16 protein-coding genes are annotated in these 23,252 nt (G+C 36.6%); 14 read left to right on the top strand and 2 right to left on the bottom strand.

Features of this window, described 5'->3' with window-relative positions:
• Window positions 1–91: 91 nt before the first annotated feature.
• Window positions 92–739, bottom strand: coding sequence for a LolA family protein (locus DRF65_RS03025; RefSeq protein ID WP_115968781.1), 648 nt, complete (start codon window positions 737–739; stop codon window positions 92–94).
• Window positions 740–806: 67 nt separating this feature from the next.
• Entirely contained in the window at window positions 807–3,398 is a 2,592-nt protein-coding gene (locus DRF65_RS03020) for an FtsK/SpoIIIE family DNA translocase (protein WP_115968780.1), read from the bottom strand.
• 659 nt (window positions 3,399–4,057) lie between these two features.
• Here DRF65_RS03020 and DRF65_RS03015 point away from each other — a divergent pair.
• From DRF65_RS03015 to DRF65_RS02945, 14 genes are all read left to right on the top strand, one after another.
• On the top strand, window positions 4,058–4,702 hold the full coding sequence (locus DRF65_RS03015) for a cysteine hydrolase family protein (RefSeq protein WP_115968779.1): 645 nt from the start codon (window positions 4,058–4,060) through the stop codon (window positions 4,700–4,702).
• Between the two features lie 70 nt (window positions 4,703–4,772).
• Complete coding sequence (locus tag DRF65_RS03010) at window positions 4,773–5,354, top strand: Crp/Fnr family transcriptional regulator (RefSeq protein ID WP_115968778.1); 582 nt, start codon at window positions 4,773–4,775, stop codon at window positions 5,352–5,354.
• Between the two features lie 393 nt (window positions 5,355–5,747).
• Entirely contained in the window at window positions 5,748–9,035 is a 3,288-nt protein-coding gene (ccsA, locus tag DRF65_RS03005) for a cytochrome c biogenesis protein CcsA (protein ID WP_115968777.1), read from the top strand.
• Between the two features lie 437 nt (window positions 9,036–9,472).
• Window positions 9,473–10,339: an SPFH domain-containing protein gene (locus DRF65_RS03000; protein WP_115968776.1), complete on the top strand. Its 867-nt coding sequence runs from the start codon at window positions 9,473–9,475 to the stop codon at window positions 10,337–10,339.
• A gap of 83 nt (window positions 10,340–10,422) precedes the next feature.
• On the top strand, window positions 10,423–10,611 hold the full coding sequence (locus tag DRF65_RS02995) for an Arc family DNA-binding protein (protein ID WP_115968775.1): 189 nt from the start codon (window positions 10,423–10,425) through the stop codon (window positions 10,609–10,611).
• A 167-nt stretch (window positions 10,612–10,778) separates the two neighbouring features.
• Window positions 10,779–12,161: a T9SS type A sorting domain-containing protein gene (locus DRF65_RS02990; RefSeq protein ID WP_115968774.1), complete on the top strand. Its 1,383-nt coding sequence runs from the start codon at window positions 10,779–10,781 to the stop codon at window positions 12,159–12,161.
• A gap of 339 nt (window positions 12,162–12,500) precedes the next feature.
• A complete protein-coding gene (amaB, locus tag DRF65_RS02980; RefSeq protein WP_115968772.1) occupies window positions 12,501–14,051 on the top strand; it encodes an L-piperidine-6-carboxylate dehydrogenase in 1,551 nt (516 codons plus the stop codon).
• Between the two features lie 113 nt (window positions 14,052–14,164).
• Window positions 14,165–15,490 (top strand): L-lysine 6-transaminase, encoded by a 1,326-nt coding sequence (gene lat, locus DRF65_RS02975; RefSeq protein WP_115968771.1) that lies wholly within the window; start codon window positions 14,165–14,167, stop codon window positions 15,488–15,490.
• A gap of 63 nt (window positions 15,491–15,553) precedes the next feature.
• Complete coding sequence (locus DRF65_RS02970; protein WP_106915805.1) at window positions 15,554–15,781, top strand: DUF2007 domain-containing protein; 228 nt, start codon at window positions 15,554–15,556, stop codon at window positions 15,779–15,781.
• Window positions 15,782–16,232: 451 nt separating this feature from the next.
• Window positions 16,233–16,745 (top strand): GNAT family N-acetyltransferase, encoded by a 513-nt coding sequence (locus tag DRF65_RS02965; protein ID WP_115968770.1) that lies wholly within the window; start codon window positions 16,233–16,235, stop codon window positions 16,743–16,745.
• A gap of 116 nt (window positions 16,746–16,861) precedes the next feature.
• Window positions 16,862–17,317: a transcriptional regulator gene (locus tag DRF65_RS02960; protein ID WP_115968769.1), complete on the top strand. Its 456-nt coding sequence runs from the start codon at window positions 16,862–16,864 to the stop codon at window positions 17,315–17,317.
• A 1-nt stretch (window position 17,318) separates the two neighbouring features.
• Window positions 17,319–18,506, top strand: coding sequence for an efflux RND transporter periplasmic adaptor subunit (locus DRF65_RS02955; protein WP_115968768.1), 1,188 nt, complete (start codon window positions 17,319–17,321; stop codon window positions 18,504–18,506).
• Window positions 18,506–21,652, top strand: coding sequence for an efflux RND transporter permease subunit (locus DRF65_RS02950; protein ID WP_115968767.1), 3,147 nt, complete (start codon window positions 18,506–18,508; stop codon window positions 21,650–21,652). Before DRF65_RS02955 ends, DRF65_RS02950 begins: the two co-directional genes overlap by 1 nt.
• Window positions 21,653–21,726: 74 nt before the next feature.
• Entirely contained in the window at window positions 21,727–23,142 is a 1,416-nt protein-coding gene (locus DRF65_RS02945; protein ID WP_115968766.1) for an efflux transporter outer membrane subunit, read from the top strand.
• Window positions 23,143–23,252: the final 110 nt, after the last annotated feature.

Here is a 23,252-nt window from a genome sequence, read left to right as displayed (position 1 = left end):
AAAGCCGCAAACTTGCGGCTTTTATATTTTGTTATTTTTTTTCTGAAGCGAAATTATGAAAAGGTAGATTCACCCTTTTGATATTCAGCTTTTAAAGTTCTGTAATTATATAATTTTTAAACTTATTCTTATCAAAAACAAACATATTAGGATCCAGATTCTGGTTTTCCTTGTACTCTTTAATAGCAATCACTGCAACATCTTTGTTGTTTCCATACTGTTCCAGTTTTACCATTTGTTTTTTTGCAGAGTCTACAAAAAGATATACAAATTGAATTCCGTTTGCCTTTACAGGAGTGAGTTTAATGAAATCTGTACTTACACCATTTACTGTCTTCTTACCGTTATAAGTGACGTTGTATTCGTTTCTGTAGGTCGTAAGATAATTAATAGGGGAGAACATGGTCGTACTTCCGTTAGGTTTTGCGATGGTTACTTCCATATCATCAGCATTGATGTTGTAGATTTTATTTCCATCGAAGATCTGTTCTGTATCCATGATCTTCAGCTTATATTTATCTCCTGCAGTATAGTAGATACCAGGCTCTGTTTTGTTAACCTGTCCGTTAAGTCCTGTTCCAAAAGAAAATTTGAAGTAAGAATTCTTTTTAGAATTGTAATTGGCTGTAATGTCATCCAATATCTTTTTAGCTTTTGCGTCTATTTTCTGAGCATTGGCCATACCTACTGCACCTACCACAAAACTTCCCAATATAACTTTTGAAATAATATTCTTCATTTTTCTTATTTAATAATCTTTAGATAATTTTAAATTTTCAAGGGTAAAGCTTTTTGCTTTTTTCCCTTTAACTACGCAGATCTTCCAAAAACTGTTCCAAAGAATGAAGATCACTAATAAGAACTTCTCTTGCTTTAGCTCCGTTAAAGCCTCCTACGATACCACTTGCCTCCAGTTGATCCATAATTCTTCCGGCCCTGTTGTAGCCCAGTTTCAATTGTCTCTGAAGCATTGAAGTAGATCCCTGTTGGGTAGAAACAATGATTCTTGCAGCTTCTTCAAATAATGCATCCTTTTCATTAGGGTCAAAAGAGCCTACAGAAGAACTGTTAGCATCTTCTGAAACATATTCCGGCAGAAGTAAGGCAGATGAATATCCTTTCTGTTCTCCAATGAATTCTGCAAGTCTTTCTACTTCCGGAGTATCTACAAAAGCACACTGAAGTCTTAAGATTTCATTACCATTGAAGTAAAGCATATCTCCTTTACCAATCAATTGATCTGCTCCCGGAGAATCAAGGATCGTTCTTGAATCCACACTTGAGATTACTCTGAAGGCAGCTCTTGCAGGGAAGTTGGCCTTGATCATACCCGTAATTACGTTTACAGATGGTCTCTGTGTAGCAACAATAAGGTGAATTCCTACGGCTCTGGCAAGCTGTGCCAATCTCGCAATTGGTAATTCCACCTCCTTTCCAGCGGTCATGATCAAATCTGCAAACTCATCTACTACTAATACGATATAAGGAAGGAAACGGTGTCCGTTTTCAGGGTTTAATTTTCTTTCTGTGAACTTCTTGTTGTATTCTTTCAGGTTTTTACAGAAAGCATTTTTAAGCAAGTCGTATCTGGTGTCCATTTCAATACAAAGAGAGTTCAGGGTATTGATTACTTTATTGGTATCCGTGATGATAGCTTCTTCTGCATCTGGTAATTTTGCCAGATAATGTCTTTCTATTTTTGAATATAAAGAAAGTTCCACTTTTTTAGGGTCAACCATTACGAATTTCAGTTCGCTTGGGTGCTTCTTGTAGAGTAGGGAAGTAAGGATAGCATTAATCCCGACAGATTTACCCTGCCCTGTTGCTCCTGCCATCAGTAAGTGAGGCATTTTTGAAAGGTCAGCCATAAAGATCTCGTTGGAAATCGTCTTTCCGAAAACCACCGGAAGATCCATGTCTGTATTCTGGAATTTATGAGACCCAATAACAGAACGCATAGAAACCATAGTAGGATTTTTTCTTGGTACTTCAATCCCAATTGTTCCTTTTCCTGGCATCGGAGCAATAATTCTGATTCCCAAAGCAGAAAGGTTCAATGCAATATCATCCTGTAGTTTTTTAATAGCCGCTACACGGATTCCTGCTTCCGGTACAATTTCGTATAAAGTAACAGTGGGTCCAATAGTTGCCTTGATCTCTGCAATTCCTACGTTGAAGTTCTTCAGAAGTCCAACGATTTTGTTTTTATTTTCTTCTAATTCTTCCTTGTTGATAGAAATTTCTTCGTTCCCGTAATCTTTCAGTAGTTCAACAGGTGGCATCTGGAAATTAGGAAGATCCAATTTGTGGTCATATAAACCATGTTTTTCTACCAGCTCCTGAGATTTTTTGTCAGAATCATCCAAAATATCAATTACTGGGGCTACCTCTACATTAAACTTAATGTTTTCTGCTGGAACAGGTGTTACAGGAACTACTGATACCGGAGCAGGAACAGGAATAGAAGGTGTGATGTCAAAAGCATCCTCCGGGCTTGAAACCGGAATTGTCGGTTTTGTAGAAAGGTTTAAGCTGACAGGCTCAGAAACTTCCTTAGGTTCATTATCAAATGAAGTATGATTAGGAGTTGTAATTGTTTCTATAGAACTTGCCGGCTGAATTTCCGGGAAACCTTTTGGTACATTTACAGGCTCTTTAACTTTACTGATCGGATTATTATTTGTAATATCACTTACTGTAACATTAGGAGCTTCTGCTTCCTCAATTTCAGTTTCGTCTCCTTCTTCTTCTTTTAATTCTTCATCAGCTTTAAAGTCCTCATCAGAATCTGGCATCATGGATCTTACTTTTTCGATGGTATTTTCATTAATCTTAGTCAGTTTTGCCTTGATTGAACTTGGGCGAAGATTAAATTCAAGAATGAAATATAACAGGATGCTGGCCGCCAATACAGTCCATAGACCTACAGATCCGATAATGGCATTTAGGTAATCCATAATCTGGTATCCATAAACGCCTCCCAAAACTCCTTGTCCTTTGGTAAGTGCACCCATAAAGATAGGCACCCAACAAATGAAAAACAGGGAATGGCCAATCGTTTTCCATGGCTTAAACATCTTCTTTTTAAGGATCATAGTTCCCACAACAAGAAATAAAAATGCTATAATGAATGAAGCTATCCCAATGCTTTCAAATATGAAAATATTTCCAAACCAATCTCCGGCTTTACCGAAAATGTTTGAAGATTTTATACTCTTGTCCAGCATAGTTCCTGCCTGGCTTTGGTCTGCTTTCCAGTTCATTAAATAGGAAATGAATGATAAAGCGAGTACAGCGGAGAACAGTATAAAAGTAAGCCCGAAAAATATGCGTGGCTTAGATAAAATTCTGCCTTTTTCAGGCGATTCAGTCGGTTTTTTTTGTGTCTTTTTATCCATAAATATCAATGTGGCAAATTTAATGTTTTTTCAATACTAAAAAGAATCTTTTTTCTTCAAAAAACATTTTGTAATGCCCACTTTTTAATACTATTATTTAAAGTTGATTAAAAAATATTTTGTGTTATAAATATTGTCTGAAATAAAAATAGGGTTATTTTTTTTGTTAATCCAAATACAGAGCTGTTAAATTATATTAATTGATCTGTATTTCTTTATAATTTTTCAAAAAAACGTGGAGCATAACTTTAAATTCTGCAAAAAACATTGATTATTTAAGCCATGATGTCATCTTAAATTGAAAAAAGTATTTCATATATTCGTAATCTGCATAAAATTAAGTACTTTTTAGAACCTATTATTTCATTGCTTTAACAGGTGTTGTAGATGAAGAAAAGTTAACGGTATCAATTTTTCACTTTTCATTAATTTCTATATTCAACCCCTCTTAGCGACTTGGCAACTATCAGGAACCTATGATATAGTGAGTAAAACTATAGCTGTATTTGATGGGTTGAAATGGAGTTATTGGAAATAAAATAAATTTGAAACCGGAGGGCCTTCCTTCGGTTTTTATTTTGTAACCAGTGAGTTTTTTTGAACTAGTTCAAAGGTTAGAAGCTTTAGGACTGATAATTTTGTCATATAAAATTTAAGCAATGAAAAATCTATTGAAAAGCACGCTGACTTTATGTCTGGCTCTATTATCACTGATATCAATGAACGCACAACAAAAAAGAAAAATGGAAAACACTGCATTATTAATTATCGACGTACAAAACGATTACTTTCCAGGAGGAAAAATGACATTGGAAGGAGCTGAACAAGCTGGTAAAAACGCTCAACAGGTTTTGGAATATTTCAGGAAAAACGATCTTCCCGTTATTCATATTCGTCATATTTCAACAAACGAAGGCGCTACTTTCTTTTTACCGGGAACCTCAGGAGCAGAAATACATGCATTGGTTTCCCCTTCGATTGGTGAGAAAGTGATTGAAAAACATTTTCCAAATAGTTTCAGAGATACTGATCTGTTGAAATATCTGCAGTCTGAAAAAATTGAAAATCTGGTTATTGCAGGGATGATGACAGACGTCTGTGTAGAATCTACAACTAGAGCATCTTTTGATTTGGGTTTCAACAATATCATTATTGGTGATGCTACTGCTACAAGAGACAGGGAGCTTTATGGTCAGGTTGTAAACGCTGCAGATATTCAAAGGTCTTTTCTGGCAGGTATATCTGCATTGGACAACCTTTACGCCCGTATTGTTAATACACAGGATTTTGTAAAAGGAAAATAACGCTTGTCTGCTTTATGAATGAATAAAGATATCAGTAATATTGGTATCTTTATTTTTGTTAAATATGATCATGTTCAATCTGCTTTATAAAAATATCAGCCGGTATATTCATCTTTCAGAGGAAGAATTCAGTTATTTTTCTGCTCCTTTCCAGTTGAAAAATTTCAAAAAAAAGGAAGTGGTTTTGAGGGAAGGTGATTACTGTCTCTTTGAAGGCTTCGTTCTGGATGGATGTTTTAAAATCTATTACCTGAACGAAAGCGGATTTGAACAGACTCTTTATTTTGCTGTAGAAGGATGGTGGATTACTGATGTTGATAGTCTGATTAATGATGTTCCAAGTATTTTGAATATCGAAGCCCTTATGGACAGTAAGGTATTGATGATCTCAAAGAAAGATAAGGAACATCTTTATGAAACAATGCCGCAAATAGAAAAGCTTTTCAGAATCATGAATCAGCAGTCGTCTGTAGCGCTTCAGAGAAGAATTCTTTCTTTAACAGGTAAAACGGCAGATAAACGGTATCTTGAATTTTTACAGAAATATCCAGGCTTAGAACAAAAGCTTACCCAGCAACAAGTGGCATCTTACCTTGGGATCACCCACGAGTTTTTAAGCAAAATCAGGAAAAGAATATCTCTGGAAAAATAGACAAGTGATTATTTAAAGATACTGTCTATCAACGATTTGTTATCTCTAAGGTTACACATTTTGAATTAACCTTTCCTAAAAAGCTAAATGAACTGATTTTTTAACTCAAAAAATCAGTTCAGAATCATTGTGAGTCAAAAAAGATATACTTTATTGCTTGTCCTGATTTTTCTTAAAAATGAAGACTCATAAATAGAAGTCTTCAATCGCTGATATAGGCATTATGAATCTGTATTTTTTCGGTTTTAAAAATTGATTTTTTCATAATAACTCCAATCTTATTAAGAATGGTTCAAAATAACGAAAACAGCGATCAAAATGACAAAAAACAGCTTTTTTTCAGCTCTTTATGGTTTATCATCCTTATTTTTGCATGTCAAGTATATATAAATCATGAAGAAGCTCCAGGATATTATTATCTCAACCAGGACAATGGCTGTATTGTTACTGGTGTACGCATTCGCAATGGCCTATGCAACGTTCTTAGAAAACGACTACGGAACTCCTACAGCAAAAGCATTAATTTATGAGGCGAAATGGTTTGAACTCATTATGGTGCTGCTTATCGTTAACTTCATAGGGAATATCGGAAGATACAGACTGTGGAAAAAGGATAAATGGCCGGTTTTGGTTTTTCACCTTGCCTTTATTTTCATTTTTATTGGTGGTGCCATCACAAGATATATCAGTTTTGAGGGGCAAATGCACATCAGAGAAGGGGAAACATCCAATGAAATTGTAACGGATAAAAACTTCCTTAAAATCCAGATCGAGGAAAAAGGAGATGTCCTTAACTATCAGGATATTCCTTATTTGATGTCTCCACTTCACAAAGATCTTAATGCCACTTACGATTTCCACGGAAAAGAAGTGAAGATCTTTGCAAAAGAATATATTCAAAGAAAAAAAGACAGCTTACTGGCTGAACCTAACGGAACTGAATATCTTCACCTGGTTTCAACAGGAAAAACCGGAAGACAGAACATCTATATCAAAGCCGGTGATACAAAATCCATTAACGGAACTTTGGTAACCTTTAACAGACCCATTGACGGAGCTGTTGAATTCAAAAATGAAGGTGGTAAATTATTCATCAAGACTCCGGTGGATGCAAGCTATATGACTATGGCAACGCAGGCTACCGGAAATACTGCAAAAGATGTGTTTCAACCTTTAGTATTGAGAAGTTTATATAGCATCAATGAACTAAAACTTGTAGTACCTGAAGGTCTTAAAAAGGGTAAACTGATGGCTATTGAAGGTGATAGAAAGAAGGACGCTAGTGTTCCTGATATGCTTCAGATCGAGCTTCAAGGTCCAAAAACAAAGCAATTGGTTGATCTTTCTGTAGAAAGAGGAAATCCAAATGCTTATAAGCAAATCACGATGGACGGATTGAACATCATGGTTGGATACGGTCCAAAAGTGTACAACACGCCATTTGCCTTGAAACTGGATGATTTCGTAATGGAAACATATCCGGGAAGTAGTTCTCCAAGTGCTTATGAAAGTCACATCAAAATTGTAGACGAAGGAAAAGAAACGCCTTATAAAATCTATATGAACCACGTTCTAAACTATAAAGGATACCGTTTCTTCCAGTCAAGCTTTGACCCGGACAGAATGGGAACAGTATTATCTGTAAACCACGATTTTTGGGGAACTTTAGTTTCTTATATCGGGTATGGATTATTATTCTTAGGAATGTTTGTGATCTTCTTCTGGAAAGGAACACACTTCTGGAAATTAAATAAAATGCTGAAAGACGTTAATAAGAAGAAAGCAGCAGCAGTACTTTTATTATTCTTAAGCTTTGGGTTGAATGCTCAAAAAATCGAAACGCATGGAACTACTGACGGAAGCAGAGAACATGTACACGTAGAAGGTGATGGGCATACGCATGCGGCACCTGCTCCTCAAGCTCAAACTCAAACTCAAACCTCTCAGGATAGCGAGATAAGACAAAACTCATTAGCTTCTCCAATGGGGAAAATGAGAACCATTTCAGCTGATGAAATCATTGGTAAAAATAAGATCAGCAAAGAACACGCAGAGAAATTCGGTTACCTTTTGGTTCAGAACTTCGAAGGAAGGATCATTCCAATGAACACGCAGGCTTTAGAGGTTTTAAGAAAACTTTATAAGCGTGATCATTTCAAAGGAACAGACGGGAAGTCTCTGGATGCTAACCAATGGTTCCTATCTATCAATACAGATACAGAAAGCTGGACATCAGTTCCTTTAATCAAGGTTGATGAAAAAGGAGGAAAAGCACTTCTTGAAAAAACAAAAGCAAATGAAGAAGGATATACTTCTCTATTGAATTTATTCCCGGTAGATAAGAGAACAGGAATGTTAACCTATATTCTGGAGGGAGACTATAATACAGCTTTTGCCAAGAAACCGGGAGACCAGTCTGAATACGATAAGCAGGTAATTAAACTTAATGAAAGAGTTCAGATTTTCAATGAATTTTTCAGTGGTCAGTTCTTAAGAATTGTTCCTGTGAAAAATGATGCGAATCACACTTGGCATTCTTGGCTGGATCAGAAATTTGAACCGGACATGGAATCTCAGCAGGTAATGGGACCTTATTTTTCACAAGTAATCGGATCTCAAAGATCCGGTGATTGGAGTAAAGCAGATGCTGAATTGGTAAAACTTTCAGACTATCAGAAGAAATGGGGGAAAGCAGTAATTCCTGATCAATCCAAAGTAGACCTTGAAGTATTTATGAATACTGCGGATATCAATTTTAAACTATTGATTTTCTATACCATCATCGGTGGACTTCTTTTACTGCTTGGATTTGTAGAATTATTCAAACCGAATAAAGTATTAAACAAAGTAATTAAAGTAATTATTGCAATTGGTTTAATTGGGTATTTATTCCATTTCTTAGGTCTTGTAGCAAGATGGTATATTTCAGGGCACGCTCCTTGGAGTAACGGATATGAAGCTATTATTTTTATCTCGTGGGTTGGGATTACAGCAGGTTTAGTACTTTATAGAAATGCTAATGCATTGATTCCTGCATCCGGATTTATGGTTGCTGTTATCATGATGGGGTTTGCACACGGAGGTTCAGCCCTTGATCCACAGATTACACCACTTGTTCCGGTACTGAAATCTTACTGGTTGATTGTTCACGTAGCAATTATCACATCAAGTTATGGATTCTTTGCCCTGTCGATGATTATCGCCGTACTATCTTTGGTATTCTATATCATTTCAAACAAAGAAACATATAAAATTCACCACGATACTACATTGAAAGAGCTTGTAATTGTTTCTGAAATGTCATTAACAGTAGGTCTTTTTGCCTTAACGGTAGGAAACTTCCTTGGAGGAATCTGGGCTAACGAATCATGGGGAAGATACTGGAGCTGGGACCCGAAAGAAACCTGGGCTTTCATTTCCATTATGGTATACGCTTTTGTATTGCACATGAGATTAGTTCCAGGATTAAGAAGCAGATGGGCATTCCACGTAGCAACTATGTTTGCTTTCTGTTCAATGGTAATGACCTATTTTGGAGTAAATTACTACCTGAGCGGACTTCACTCTTATGCAGCAGGTGATCCGGTACCAGTACCGGCTTGGGTATACATCGGAATCGCAACAATGATTACTTTAGCAGCTGTATCTTATTTCAAGTTTAAAGTTTTAACGAAGAAGTAATTTTTTTCAACATATTATTCAAAATCCCGGAAGTTACTTTCCGGGATTTTTTTGCATAAAAGATGGAAGTATAACTGTTCTTTTATGTAGATAATGAAAATACTTTAAAGATTTATTTTAACGCGATGTTTGCAAGGTTAAATATATAATGTGGCTAGTTTTTCGATCATAACGGCACTTCGTTCAGCAAAAAGCGTCCTTAACTGAGTGAAACGCCTTTGCACCTTTTCATTATAGACTTTGAAAAAAACTTGCGAGCTTAGCTTTTATATTTTTTGCTCTCGGTTCATAATTGTAAAAAAATTATAATGGTGTACTTTATACCTTGAGCATTGGATCTCACGCTCATCAAAAAAAAACGAAAATTTATCATTCAGAATCCAAAATTTACTGCTAACTTTATGATATCAAAATAATATCAAATTAAAAATTCAATCATGGAAAAAACATTAAAACCCATGTCGGGTTATATTACATTAGTAATCTGTCTGGTACTCTTTGTTGCTGCACTGTACTTCTTTATCAGTGGAGTAGATCAGAGTATTACATTTGTTGTCCTAGCAATGCTTTGCTTCCTGCTTTCATGCTTTTTCTTAAAAGGGTTAATGATTATTCAGCCTAACCATTCAAGAGTATTAAACTTCTTTGGAAAGTACGTGGGAACAGTAAAAGATAATGGATTGTTTTTTATCAATCCATTGTACTCCTCTCAGAAAATGTCATTACGTTCAGAAAACTTACAGGGGCAGACTCTGAAAGTAAATGATAAGATGGGGAATCCTATCGAAATTGCTGTGGTAATGGTATGGAAGGTAGGAGATACTTATAAAGCTGCTTTTGATGTTGAACGTTATTCTGATTTTGTAAGAATGCAGAGTGAAGCAGCAGTGCGTCATTTGGCGATGAGCTTTCCTTATGATAATTTAGAAGATGACCATGCACCTATTACTTTAAGAGAAGGAGGTGATAAAATCAATTCTATTTTGGAACAGGAACTTACAGACCGTCTTTCAAAAGCAGGAATTGTGATTCAGGAGGCAAGAATTTCACACTTGGCATATGCCTCTGAGATTGCCGGAGCTATGCTTCAGAGACAGCAGGCTACTGCTATTGTAGCAGCCAGAACGAAGATCGTGGAAGGAGCTGTCGGAATGGTAGATCTTGCGTTGAAAAAGCTTTCAGAAGACAATATTGTTGAGCTTGATGATGAAAGAAAAGCGGCGATGGTAAGCAACCTGATGGTGGTTCTTTGTGGTGAAAAAGCAGCAACCCCAATATTGAATGCAGGTACACTGTATAATTAGTAACAATGAATAAATTCCAGATTTATAAAGAAACGATGAGTCTGGAATATAACCCATGCATCTTGCATTAAAAACAAGAATAAATGAAATCAGAAAAAGCTCAGAACACTTCGGAAAACAAAGGCAAGAAATCCTTTGTCTTAAGAATGGATGAGTCTACCTATAAGCTCGTTGAAAAATGGGCCAATGATGAATTCAGAAGTGTGAATGGTCAGATTGAATATCTCCTGCATCAAAGCCTTGTTAACTCCGGGAGAAAAAAGAAAGAATAAGTTATAAATAACCGGCTTGAAATTAAAAATCCGTCTTCATGTTTTTTTGTAGGGCGGATTTTTTATTTTTTTTTGAAAAATATCTTAGAAAAGCCTTTAATTTCGGTAATTATCCAAAGTGTTTCAAAATATTGACTCTATAAACTTATCTTTGCAAAAAAAATATTTTGAAAAAAACACTAATAACCCTAACTGTCATTCTTGGGCAGTTATCTTCATCACAATGCTTTAAAGAATTCAGTCCTTCTAAAACTGGAAGGTATACAGCAGGTATAAAAACTGATGGTACACTATGGACATGGGGAGAAGTGGGGTATGGGGCACTTGGAAATAATCTACAAACATCTTCCCCAACCCAGATCACTTCATCTACCTGGAAGAATTTTTCATTGGGAAGGCATCATACATTAGCTATTAAATCTGATGGTACTCTTTGGGCTTGGGGATTAAATAACTACAAACAAATAGGTAATGGAACAAATGTGAACCAACCTGTTCCTGTACAAATTGGGACAGACAGCGATTGGAGTTTTGTAATGACCAGTGAATATTCTTCTTTTGCTATTAAAACAAACGGTGAGCTTTGGTCCTGGGGAAGCAATGGTAATTATGGCTTGGGATTAGGAACTAAGACTGAAGTTTCCGTACCGACTAGGGTTGGTACAGATACGGATTGGAAGAAACTTTCAGGTGGTGGCAGCCATACAATTGCTCTTAAAAATAATGGAAGTATTTGGGGATGGGGTCTCAATGCATCAGGGCAGGTAGGTGCTGGAAATACGTTTGTAAAAACTCCTATTCAGATTGGTACAGATACAAATTGGAGAGATATATCCGTAGGATATAAAAGTTCTTTTGGAATAAAAAATGATAATACTATTTGGGCTTGGGGAGATAACTATGGTGGCCAAATGGGAAATGGTGGATGGGGTGCTCAGATTTATACCCCAACTCAGGTAGGTACCGATAATAATTGGAAAACTATCAAAGCTGGTGGTTATCAGATTGTTGCTTTGAAATATGATAATACTCTATGGGGATGGGGATCAAATGGGTTGTCAGAATTAGGAGGATATCATGGAACTTTGAATTATAAAACTCCGATCAGGATTGGTTTGGATTCTGACTGGAAAAACATCTACCCAGGGTATGCTGCAACATATGCTGAGAAAAATGACAATACCATGTGGGTAACAGGAGATCAGTGTTGTAATGAATTTGGAAGCAACTTCTCAAGCGGAAAGCACTATCCTTTGGCAATTATTCCAGGATACTGTGCAGAATCTGTACTTGCTACATCAGATTTGCCTAAGAAAAATGATATCATTGCTTTTTATCCTAACCCGGTAAGAGATATACTTAATATCTCTTTAGATTCAAAAATGGAAGGAGTTGAAGTATATGAAATGAGTGGTAAAAAGATTAAAGACTATGCTGATGTGAATAGTTTTCAGTTAAAAATTAGCTTTTCTGAACTGCTTCCTGCTACATATATTGTTAAAATTAAAACAAAAAATGAAGTGAGGACTGTTAAAATAGTCAAAGAATAAGTTTGAATACATATTCTACAAAAAGAAAGCAGAGAAAATTTTTCTCTGCTTTTTTATTTTATACAACTCTGAAGTGTGTCTGCTCCAAAGTAGAAGATTATGAGCCAAATCAAGCCTTTAATGGTAAAAAAAGCAAACCCTGCCCATCCCATGCGCTTGAACCACTTTTTAAACTTTGAGTTATTTTCTTGTGAATTTTCCATTGGTGACTGTCAAAAAGATTACCCTACAAAGATAAGCATGTTTATAATTAGTCCAAATAAATAACATATTAAAAAATTAAAGTTTTGAGGTTCGCATAATATTTTTATCTTTAGAGAGAACGAAAAGTAAGATTTTATGTCAAAAAAAGTAAAGGATTTCGGAATCGAAAAAACACTCAAAAACCTTGGTATTAAAGAAGAAAATAAAGGTACTTCAGTGGGCGGGAAATATTTCGCTTCAGGAAAGACGATAGAAAGCGTATCTCCTGCAGACGGGAAATTAATTGCAAAAGTAAAGACTTCCGGAGAAAGTGATTATGACAAAGTAATTGAAACGGCTCAGAAGGCATTTCAGGAATTCAGGCTGATCCCGGCTCCTAAAAGAGGAGAGATCGTAAGACAGCTTGGATTAAAATTAAGAGAATATAAAGACGATCTTGGAAAACTGGTTTCCTATGAAATGGGTAAATCTTTGCAGGAAGGGCTTGGAGAAGTACAGGAAATGATTGATATCTGTGATTTTGCAGTAGGTCTTTCAAGACAGCTTCAGGGATATACAATGCATTCCGAAAGACCTGGCCACAGAATGTATGAACAATACCATCCGCTTGGGGTAGTAGGAATCATCACTGCATTCAACTTCCCGGTAGCAGTTTGGTCCTGGAACACAGCATTAGCTTGGATCTGTGGTAATGTTACGATCTGGAAGCCATCAGAAAAAACTCCACTTTGTGCCATTGCATGTCAGAATATTATGAACGAAGTTTTGAAAGAAAACAATCTTTCAGAAGGAATTTCAAGTGTATTGGTAGCTGACCATGAAATCGGACAAAAACTGGTAGATGATAAGAGAGTTGCTTTGGTATCTTTCACAGGGTCTACAAGAGTAGGAAGAATGGTTTCTTCTAAAGTAGCAGAAAGATTCGGGAAATCTATCCTTGAATTAGGAGGAAACAACGCAATTATCATTACTAAAGAAGCAGATCTCAATATGTCCATTATTGGAGCTGTTTTCGGAGCTGTGGGAACTGCAGGACAAAGATGTACTTCTACAAGAAGACTGATTATCCACGAAGATGTATATGATGAAGTGAAAACAAGATTGGTAAAAGCTTATGGTCAGCTGAAAATCGGAAATCCATTGGATGAGAATAACCATGTAGGACCGCTAATTGATGTTGATGCTGTAAACCAATACGAAGAATCTATCAAGAAATGTAAAAAAGAAGGTGGAAAATTTGTTGTTGAAGGCGGTGTTCTTTCAGGAAAAGATTATGAATCAGGATGCTATGTGAAGCCTTGTGTTGCTGAAGTGAAAAACTCTTATGAGATTGTTCAGCACGAAACTTTTGCACCGATTTTATACTTAATCAAATACAAAACATTAGAAGAGGCAATTGCTATTCAGAATGATGTTCCACAGGGACTATCTTCTGCCATCATGACTCAAAACCTTAGAGAAGCAGAATTATTCCTTTCTCATGCAGGTTCAGATTGTGGTATTGCGAACGTTAATATTGGTACTTCAGGTGCTGAAATCGGAGGAGCTTTCGGTGGTGAAAAAGAAACCGGAGGTGGAAGAGAATCAGGATCAGATGCATGGAAGTATTATATGAGAAGACAAACCAATACTATAAATTATACTGCACAACTTCCTTTAGCACAAGGGATTAAATTTGATTTATAAAAGCTTTACTTAAAGCATCAAAAAAAACAATAAAAACTTAATAACCTGAATGATTAAATGCTCAGCCTTTGATCGTTTAATCATTCATTTATTAAATCACACAACAATTTATTATGGAACACACATTAGATATACAAGCAAATAAAGTAAAAGAAACAGTTGGAAAACACGTGTTGGCAGACGGTTTCGATTTCGTGATGGATATTGAAAAATCTCACGGATCATGGCTTTATGATAAACTTACAGACAGAGAATACCTGGATATGTTCTCTATGTTTGCATCCGCTTCCATCGGGTACAACCATCCGTATCTTGTAGAAAGATCAGAATGGTTGGGAAGAATGGCTGTCAACAAACCAACATTGGCAGACGTTTATTCAGAAGAATATGCTCACTTTTTAGAAGTATTTGAAAGAGTGGTTATTCCAGAAGAATTACAGTATGCTTTCTTTATTGAAGGGGGAACTTTAGGTGTTGAAAATGCATTGAAAGCTTGTTTCGACTGGAAAACACGCAAAAACTTCGAAAAAGGACTTGAGACTGAAGCAGGAATCTGTATTCATTTCAAGCAGGCTTTCCACGGAAGAAGTGGGTATACTTTAAGCTTGACAAATACTTCAGATCCTAGGAAATATCAATATTTCCCAATGTTTAAATGGCCAAGAATTTTAAATCCAAAATTATCATTCCCGATTACAGAAGAGAATCTGGCAGAAACAATCAAGAACGAGCAGTTAGCATTAGTTCAGATTGAAGAAGCTATTCTGATGAACCCTGATAAAGTAGCTTGTATCATCATTGAGCCTATCCAGGCAGAAGGTGGTGACAACCATTTCAGAGATGAATTCTTACTAGACTTAAGAAAAATCTGTGATGACAATGAAATCTTACTTATTTTTGACGAAGTTCAGACAGGTATTGCTATTACAGGTAAAATGTGGGCATTCCAACACTTTACAGCTAAGCCTGATATCATTTCTTTTGGTAAAAAAGCCCAGGTTTGTGGAGTATTGGCTAACAAAGAAAAATTTGATGAAGTTCCAAACAACGTTTTCAGAGAAAGCTCAAGAATCAATTCTACATTTGGGGGTAACTTTATCGATATGCTTCGTTTCCAACTGGTAATGGAAGTTATTGAAAAAGAGAATCTTGTTGAAAATGCAAGAGTTGTAGGAGATTTCCTATTAGAGAGCTTAAAAGCAATGGCAGATAAGTATCCTTCAAAGATTTCCAATGCAAGAGGTAAAGGGCTGATGTGTGCTATTGATCTTCCATCCGGATCAGACAGAAACAAGATGATGAACGAACTTTTCAATGACGGATTGATCATTCTTCCGTGTGGAGATCAGTCTTTACGTTTCAGACCGCATCTGAATGTTACCAAAGAAGAAATCCAACTGGCACTTGACAAAATTGAAAATAATATTAACAAAATTTAAAAACAAAGATTTGTAATTTTCAAAAAAACATTGTACATTTAGATACTCAAACAATTAGAATATATGGAAAGAAGTACGAGAGTATCAGTTTATGAAAGTGATAACCCTTCAGAAATTCAGTTGGTTAAATCTAAATTGGATGATGCACAAATTACAAACACCGTTGAAAACAACTATCTTACATTTACCACAACACCTACTGCAACATCGCTAAAGGTAATGGTGGATCTGGAAGATGAGAAGAAAGCATTTGAGATTATTGATGCATATCTTCAACAAAGTGAAAATTAATAAAACAATTTCATAATTTTAAATTTTACTACTTCAAACCGAAAATTAATACTTAATTAATTTTCGGTTTTTTAATTAAACAAATCATTAAATATTTTAAAATTAAATGTTTAAAAGGTGACTTAAAAAATCATTATTATAAAGAAGAACTAAAGTCCGGATAAACAGGAGTTTATATTGGTCTGATTTAAATTTAACACAAAGTTTTAGTAACTCTATATTATATTTTTAAGGAAGCAAAGACGGATCAATAAAATTCATTCTGATTAAGTGTTCGCATAGCCAACCACTTCTTCAACGACGAAGTCGCAACCTTTGCTTACTTAAAATCTTAGGCTTCATAAATAAAACCTTTGTGTCAAAAAAATCAGACTTTAGCTCACAGTAAAAAAGATAAATGATTCTGATTTCAGTCTTTTAAACTCTATATTTTTTAATCAAAATCAACAACATGAATCCAGAAATCAAACTAAGAAAATCGGAAATTGAAGACAGAGACATTATTTGGGAAATCATCCAGCAATCCATTGAAAGAAGAAGACAGGATGGAAGTACACAGTGGCAGAATGGCTATCCTAATCTTGGAACAGTAGAAAGTGATATTGCGAAAGGGTTCGGATATGTGCTTACCGTAGATGGGGAAATTGCAGTATATGCTGCTTTGCTCCTTAATGATGAGCCGGCATATAGTAAAATTGAAGGAGCCTGGTTAAGTAATGGAGAGTTTGTCGTTGTACATCGTGTAGCGATTGATGAAAAATTTGCAGGCCAGGGGATGACTAAAAAACTTTTCGATCATATTGAAGATTTTACCAGAGATAATGGAATTCAGAGTATTAAGGTAGATACCAACTATGATAATATAGCCATGCTGAAAATTCTTGAAAGCAAAGGATATTCTTATTGTGGTGAAGTGGTTTTGGCAGATGGATTAAGGAAAGCTTACGAGAAGATTATAATTTAAGCCAAAAGTTAAATCAAGTTTCATTGAATTTTTAAAACGCTGTGTATTTATAATCTCTATCAGCTTTGTTCGTTTGGTTCTGAACTAATTTTTACTTTTGTTAAAATTTTTATATTATGCACCAAAGTATAGAAATTGATGAAAAAATTTTTCAGGATGCCGTAAAGTTTTATGGCACTGTGTTCAGCTTACCCCCTTTAGCTTCAAAAATCTATTCCTACCTTCTTTTCGATTATGAGAAAGTAGGAATTACTTTTGACGAGTTTGTGGAAGTGCTCTCTGCGAGCAAAAGTTCTGTTTCTACAAGTATTTCACTACTGCTCAATGCTCAGCTTATTGTAGATCATAGTAAGATGGATGAACGGAAACGGTATTTTTTCATCAATGATGAATATAAGAAAATCAGATTTGAGAAAATTGTCCAAAAAATGCAGGACGAATTAAGACTATTAGATGATTTAAACAATTTTAAAAAAAGTAAAGACGATGGATACAACGAAAGAATAGAAGTTTACAAAGCACTCTTAAATAAAAACATAGAAAATATTCAGGAATCTCTTAATAAACTATAAAATGAATAATAAGCTAGTTATACTTTCAATTGCAGCGCTTTCTCTCACAGCCTGCAAAAAAGAAGCTCCGAAACAGGATGGTGCCAAGCCGTACCCTGTTGTTTCTGTGGAGTCAAAAAATATAGTAGGTTATCAGACGTTTCCGGCTACCATTCAAGGTAGAGTAAACAATGATGTACGTGCTAAAATACAGGGATATATTACCCAGTTATTGGTAGATGAAGGACAGTATGTTACCAAAGGACAGCCTTTGTTCCGTCTGGAGACCAATATCCTTACCGAAAATGCTGCAGCTTCCAAAGCCGGAATCGGAGCTGCTGAATCCAGTATTGCCGCTGCACAGGCATCTGTAAATGCTGCACAGGTAGAAGTAAATAAACTGAAACCTCTGGTTCAGAAAAACATTATCAGTAATGTACAGTTACAGTCTGCCCAGGCACAGTTAGCTCAGGCTCAGGCACAGTTACAGCAGGCACATGCTGCCAAAAGACAGGCTGAAGCCAATTATAAAGGGGTAGAAGCAAATATTGAATATTCCATTATTCGTGCACCTATTTCAGGGGTTGTTGGAAGACTTCCATTAAAAGTGGGAAGTTTGGTAGGACCATCTGATCAGACCCCTCTAACAACAATTTCTGATACTTCTGAAATCTTTGCTTACTTTGCGATGAATGAAAAAGAGTATTTTGATTTCCTTGAAAAATCTCCAGGTGCTTCTATGCCTGAGAAAATCAAAAACTTACCAATGGTTGAACTCCAGTTAGCCAACGGAAGTCTTTATCCTGAAAAAGGAAGAATTGAAGCCATTACCGGTCAGATTGATCCTACCACGGGAACCATTCAGTTCAGAGTAGCCTTCACCAATGCTCAAAAATTATTAAGCAATGGTAACAGTGGAACCATCAGATTCCCTCAGAGTTATGATAATGTTCTTGTAGTTCCTGAAAGTGCTACTTATGAGCAACAAGGTATTGTATATGTATACAAAATTGAAAAAGGAGATACAGCGAGAAACGTTGTTGTCAATGTTATTGACAGAATCGACAATTTAGCGCTTATCAAATCAGGAGTTAATAAAGGTGAAAGAGTTGTCGCAGCAGGTATCGGAGGATTAAAACCAGGAACAGCAGTGAAGCCGAAACCAATCAAAATGGATAGTCTTGTTCAATCAATAAAACCGAAATTCTAATGATAAAAAACTTTATTAACAGACCGGTTTTATCTACCGTAATCTCAATTTTGATTGTGATTCTCGGTGTGCTAGGGCTGATCTCGTTACCGGTTACACAGTATCCGGATATTGCGCCACCCACAGTAAGCGTTTCTGCAAACTATACAGGGGCCAATGCGGAAACTGTAATGAAAAGTGTGGTAGTTCCTTTGGAAGAGCAGATCAACGGGGTGGAAGGAATGGATTATATCACTTCCTCTGCAGGAAATGATGGTTCTGCCCAGATCCAGGTTTTCTTTAAACAAGGAATAGATCCGGATATTGCAGCGGTAAACGTACAAAACCGTGTGGCCAGAGCTACTCCTTTGCTGCCATCCGAAGTGACACGTTCAGGAGTTGTAACACAGAAGCAGCAGACCAGCGCCCTGATGTATATGTCTTTCTATTCTGAAAATAAAGATCTTGATGATGTGTATCTTCAGAACTTTCTGAATATCAATATTATTCCAAACCTGAAAAGGGTAAATGGTGTAGGGGATGCCAACGTTTTCGGAGGTAAAAACTATTCCATGAGAATCTGGCTGGATCCTGCAAAAATGGCTGCCTACGGGGTAACTCCTACGGATGTTACCAATGCTATTAATGAGCAGAGTAGAGAAGCAGCAGCAGGTTCTATTGGTCAGAACAGTGGAAGTTCTTTTGAATATATCATCAAATATGTAGGTAAATTCAACGATAAAGAACAGTACGATAATATCATCATCAAATCTCTGGCAAGCGGGCAAAATCTTATGCTGAAAGACGTTGCTAAAGTAGAATTGGCAGGTCAGTCTTATACAGGGGTCGGAGAGAATGGAAACAATCCTTCTATCAGTATGGGGATCTTCCAGACGCCGGGTTCCAATGCGCAGGAGATTATTAAAAATATCAAAACATATCTGAAATCAGCAGAAGGTACCTTCCCTAAAGGGATTAAATATACTTTCAACTTTGATACCAACGAATTCCTAGAAGCTTCTATTGAAAAGGTAGTACATACGCTGATTGAAGCTTTCATTCTGGTATTTATTGTTGTATATATTTTCCTTCAGGACTTCAGATCTACTCTGATTCCGGCCATTGCGGTTCCGGTATCCATTGTAGGGGCATTCTTCTTCCTGAATTTATTTGGATATTCATTAAACCTGTTAACCTTATTTGCATTGGTACTGGCGATTGGTATTGTGGTGGATGACGCCATTGTCGTCGTCGAGGCTGTTCATGCGAAGATGGAGCATGGTATTTCAGATGCTAAAAAAGCAACAGTGGAGGCGATGGATGAGATTACAGGGGCTATTATTTCTATTACTTTGGTAATGGCAGCAGTATTTATCCCAGTGACATTTATTACAGGTCCTACAGGGGTATTCTATCAACAGTTTGGGATTACGCTGATCATCGCGATCATCATTTCTGCTATTAATGCATTAACGTTGAGTCCTGTTTTATGTTCATTATTCCTAAAACCTCATGCAGAGCATCATGCAGAGTATAAGAACCTTAACCTGTTGCAGAAGTTTTTCTATAAGTTTAATATTGCCTTTAAAACAACAACTGAGCGTTACGGAAGAGGATTTGTATTCCTGTTGAGACATAAATGGGTAACCCTTGTTATTTTCGCCATTACAGGAGGTATCTTATTCTGGGCAAGCAGCAGTATGAAAAAAGGGTTTGTACCTACAGAAGACAGAGGAATTATCTTTACCGATGTTCAGCTTCCTCCGGGTGCTTCTATGGAAAGAACGTATAACGCATTGAAAACACTTCAGGCTAAAGCAATGAAAGTTCCGGGAGTGCAGAATGTAACGATATCCACCGGTAGAGGATTCTTATCCGGAAACGGAAGTAACAATGGTCTTGCCTTTGTGAAACTGAAACCATTCGAAGAAAGAAAAAAAGACGGCCAGACGTCTGAAGATATCACCAAAAAACTATTTGGAATCGTAGGAGCTGTTCCCGATGCTAAAGTAGTATTCTTTCAACCGCCAAGTGTACCGGGATTTGGTAGCAGTGCAGGTTTTGAAATGGTATTACTGGATAAATCAGGTGGAGAATATGTTGACCTGGATAATAAAACCAATGAATTCATCGGAAAATTGATGGAAAGACCGGAAATTCAGTTTGCACAGACTTCATTCAATACAAAATATCCTCAGTACCAGATGGAAATTAACGTTCCTCTGAGCAAGCAGCTTGGAGTTTCTGTAAATGACATTCTTGCTACAATGCAAGGGTATATTGGAGGTGTTTATACGGCTGACTTTACCAAGTATGGAAAACAGTTCAGAGTAATGGTTCAGGCACTTCCTGAAAACAGAAAGAGCATCGAAAATCTGAACCAGCTCTATATAAGAACCGGTTCTGGAATAATGTCTCCGATTTCACAGTTTGTAACCTTAAAAAAAGCTTATGGACCACAATCTGTAAGCCGTTATAACCTATTTACTTCAGTGAAGGTGACAGGAGCCAACTCTGATGGATACAGCTCCGGGGATGCTATTGCTGCAGTACAGCAGGTAGCCCATGAAACCCTGAATCAAAACTACTCAGTAGAATTTACCGGGTTAACCAGAGAAGAATTAAATTCAGGATCTCAGACCCTTCTGATTTTCGGGCTAAGTTTAGTCTTTGTTTACTTTATCCTTTCTGCACAGTATGAAAGTTATATCCTTCCGCTTATCGTTGTTATCTCTCTTCCTCTTGGAGTAATGGGGGCTTACTTCGGACAGAAGATTATGGGCTTGGAGAATAATATTTATTTCCAGATTGCCCTGATCATGCTCGTCGGATTGTTGGCGAAAAATGCGATCCTTATTGTTGAATTTGCAGTCCAGAGAAGACATCATGGTGAAACAATTGTAATGTCTGCCATCAATGCAGCAAAAGCGAGAGTAAGACCCATTCTGATGACTTCATTTGCCTTTATCTTCGGTCTGTTACCATTAGTGCTGGCAAGTGGAATTGGAGCTGTAGGGAACAGATCCATTGCAACTGGAGCAGCCATAGGATTGTTGATAGGTACTATTTTAGGACTTTTTGTAATTCCGGTATTGTATGTGATTTTTGAAAGCATACAGGAGAAAATTAAGCCTATTAAAAAAGAAGATATCAATTTAGCAGAGTAAATTAATTTAGTTTAAGGTTTTGGAGTTAAAGTTAATACTGAAACCGGAAACCTTAAACTTTTAAATTTCAAATAATGAAAAGTTTAATAAACATCATAAAAGGAATAACTTTCTCAGCGATTATGCTGGGAGCCATCACGTCCTGCATGGCCAGAAAGGAATACGAAAGGCCGAAGAACGTTGTTGACGAAAAGCTTTTCCGTACAGATATGCTTCCTTCAGACAGTACCAGTATTGCGAATGTTTCATGGAAAGAAATCTTCACAGATCCGATACTTCAGGGACATATTTCAAAAGCTTTAGATAATAATCTGGATATTAGGATTGCTTTACAGAGTATCAATTCTGCAGATGCCTATCTTAAGCAAAGTAAGGCGGCGTACGCTCCAACGCTTTCAGTTGGACCTAATTATACTTTCCAGACCCAGTCTATCAATACTCAGTTTGGGCAGATCATTGGAGAAAGAAGATATGTCAATCAGTTTGATATTACTGCTACCTTAGGTTGGGAAGCAGATATCTGGGGGAAAATGAAAGCGCAGGAAAAAGCACAGATCGCTGCATATTTTGGAACGGTTGCTGCTCATAAAGCAGTAAAAAGCAGTCTTGTTTCTTCCATTGCTTCTGCATATTACCAGTTACTGACATTTGATGCTCAGAAAAAGATCATTACGGAAACAATTGCTATTCGTGAGAAGAACCTGGAAACAACAAAGGCATTAAAATCTTCCGGAAGCCTTACAGAAGTTGCAGTACAACAAAGTGAAGCACTTGTTTTCAATGCAAAATCGTTATTGATTGATATCGATACTCAGATTCAATTGCTTGAAAATACCATGAGTCTTTTGATGGGAGAACCATCACATACCATCGAAAGGTCTACATTGGAAGGGCAGAACCTTCCCATTGATCTGAAGCTGGGATATCCTGCTCAATTGCTGGCTAACCGTCCGGATGTCATGAGAGCAGAGTACAGCTTAATGAATGCATTTGAGTTGACCAATGTTGCAAAAGCTCAGTTTTACCCAACATTGAAGCTTACAGGAACAGGCGGACTTCAGTCTGTAGATATCGATCACCTGTTCAACGTAAACTCATTGTTTGCAAATGTGGTGGCAGGATTGGCACAGCCTATTCTGAACAAAAGAACTATCAAGACCAACTATGATGTGAGTCTTGCTAATCAGGAGACCGCATATCTGAACTTCAGAAAAACAGTTCTTACTGCAGGAAAAGAAGTTTCTGACGCGATCAGGGTGTTCTCTGTTCAGGATTCATTTATTGAGTTAAAACAAAAAGAACTGGATGCCTACAAAAAATCAGTAGATTATTCTCAGGAATTGGTTAACTACGGGATGGCCAATTATCTTGAAGTTCTAAATGCCAGTGTAAATTCATTGAATGCTGAACTTAATATATCCAATGCAAGATATAACAAAATGAAGGCTGCCGTTGAGCTGTATCAGGCTCTAGGCGGAGGCTGGAAGTAGAAAAGCTATTTGCAGTAAATAATATAAACGTGTGTCAGTAATGGCATACGTTTTTTATTTTAATAAGCTTACAAAATAATAGAAAAATGCTTTTCGAATTGGAATAACAA

Origin of the sequence: Chryseobacterium pennae, from assembly GCF_003385515.1 — a bacterium.
GTDB lineage: Bacteria > Bacteroidota > Bacteroidia > Flavobacteriales > Weeksellaceae > Chryseobacterium > Chryseobacterium pennae.
This window is presented reverse-complemented; position numbering and strand designations above follow the sequence as displayed.

Coding starts and splice junctions, on each gene's coding strand:
- DRF65_RS02945 (WP_115968766.1), top strand. CDS start 21,727: ATGAAAAGTTTAATAAACATCATAAAAGGAATAACTTTCTCAGCGATT.
- amaB (WP_115968772.1), top strand. CDS start 12,501: ATGTCAAAAAAAGTAAAGGATTTCGGAATCGAAAAAACACTCAAAAAC.
- DRF65_RS03010 (WP_115968778.1), top strand. CDS start 4,773: ATGTTCAATCTGCTTTATAAAAATATCAGCCGGTATATTCATCTTTCA.
- DRF65_RS02955 (WP_115968768.1), top strand. CDS start 17,319: ATGAATAATAAGCTAGTTATACTTTCAATTGCAGCGCTTTCTCTCACA.
- DRF65_RS02995 (WP_115968775.1), top strand. CDS start 10,423: ATGAAATCAGAAAAAGCTCAGAACACTTCGGAAAACAAAGGCAAGAAA.
- DRF65_RS03020 (WP_115968780.1), bottom strand. CDS start 3,398: ATGGATAAAAAGACACAAAAAAAACCGACTGAATCGCCTGAAAAAGGC.
- DRF65_RS03025 (WP_115968781.1), bottom strand. CDS start 739: ATGAAGAATATTATTTCAAAAGTTATATTGGGAAGTTTTGTGGTAGGT.
- lat (WP_115968771.1), top strand. CDS start 14,165: ATGGAACACACATTAGATATACAAGCAAATAAAGTAAAAGAAACAGTT.
- ccsA (WP_115968777.1), top strand. CDS start 5,748: ATGAAGAAGCTCCAGGATATTATTATCTCAACCAGGACAATGGCTGTA.
- DRF65_RS03000 (WP_115968776.1), top strand. CDS start 9,473: ATGGAAAAAACATTAAAACCCATGTCGGGTTATATTACATTAGTAATC.
- DRF65_RS02950 (WP_115968767.1), top strand. CDS start 18,506: ATGATAAAAAACTTTATTAACAGACCGGTTTTATCTACCGTAATCTCA.
- DRF65_RS02965 (WP_115968770.1), top strand. CDS start 16,233: ATGAATCCAGAAATCAAACTAAGAAAATCGGAAATTGAAGACAGAGAC.
- DRF65_RS02960 (WP_115968769.1), top strand. CDS start 16,862: ATGCACCAAAGTATAGAAATTGATGAAAAAATTTTTCAGGATGCCGTA.
- DRF65_RS03015 (WP_115968779.1), top strand. CDS start 4,058: ATGAAAAATCTATTGAAAAGCACGCTGACTTTATGTCTGGCTCTATTA.
- DRF65_RS02970 (WP_106915805.1), top strand. CDS start 15,554: ATGGAAAGAAGTACGAGAGTATCAGTTTATGAAAGTGATAACCCTTCA.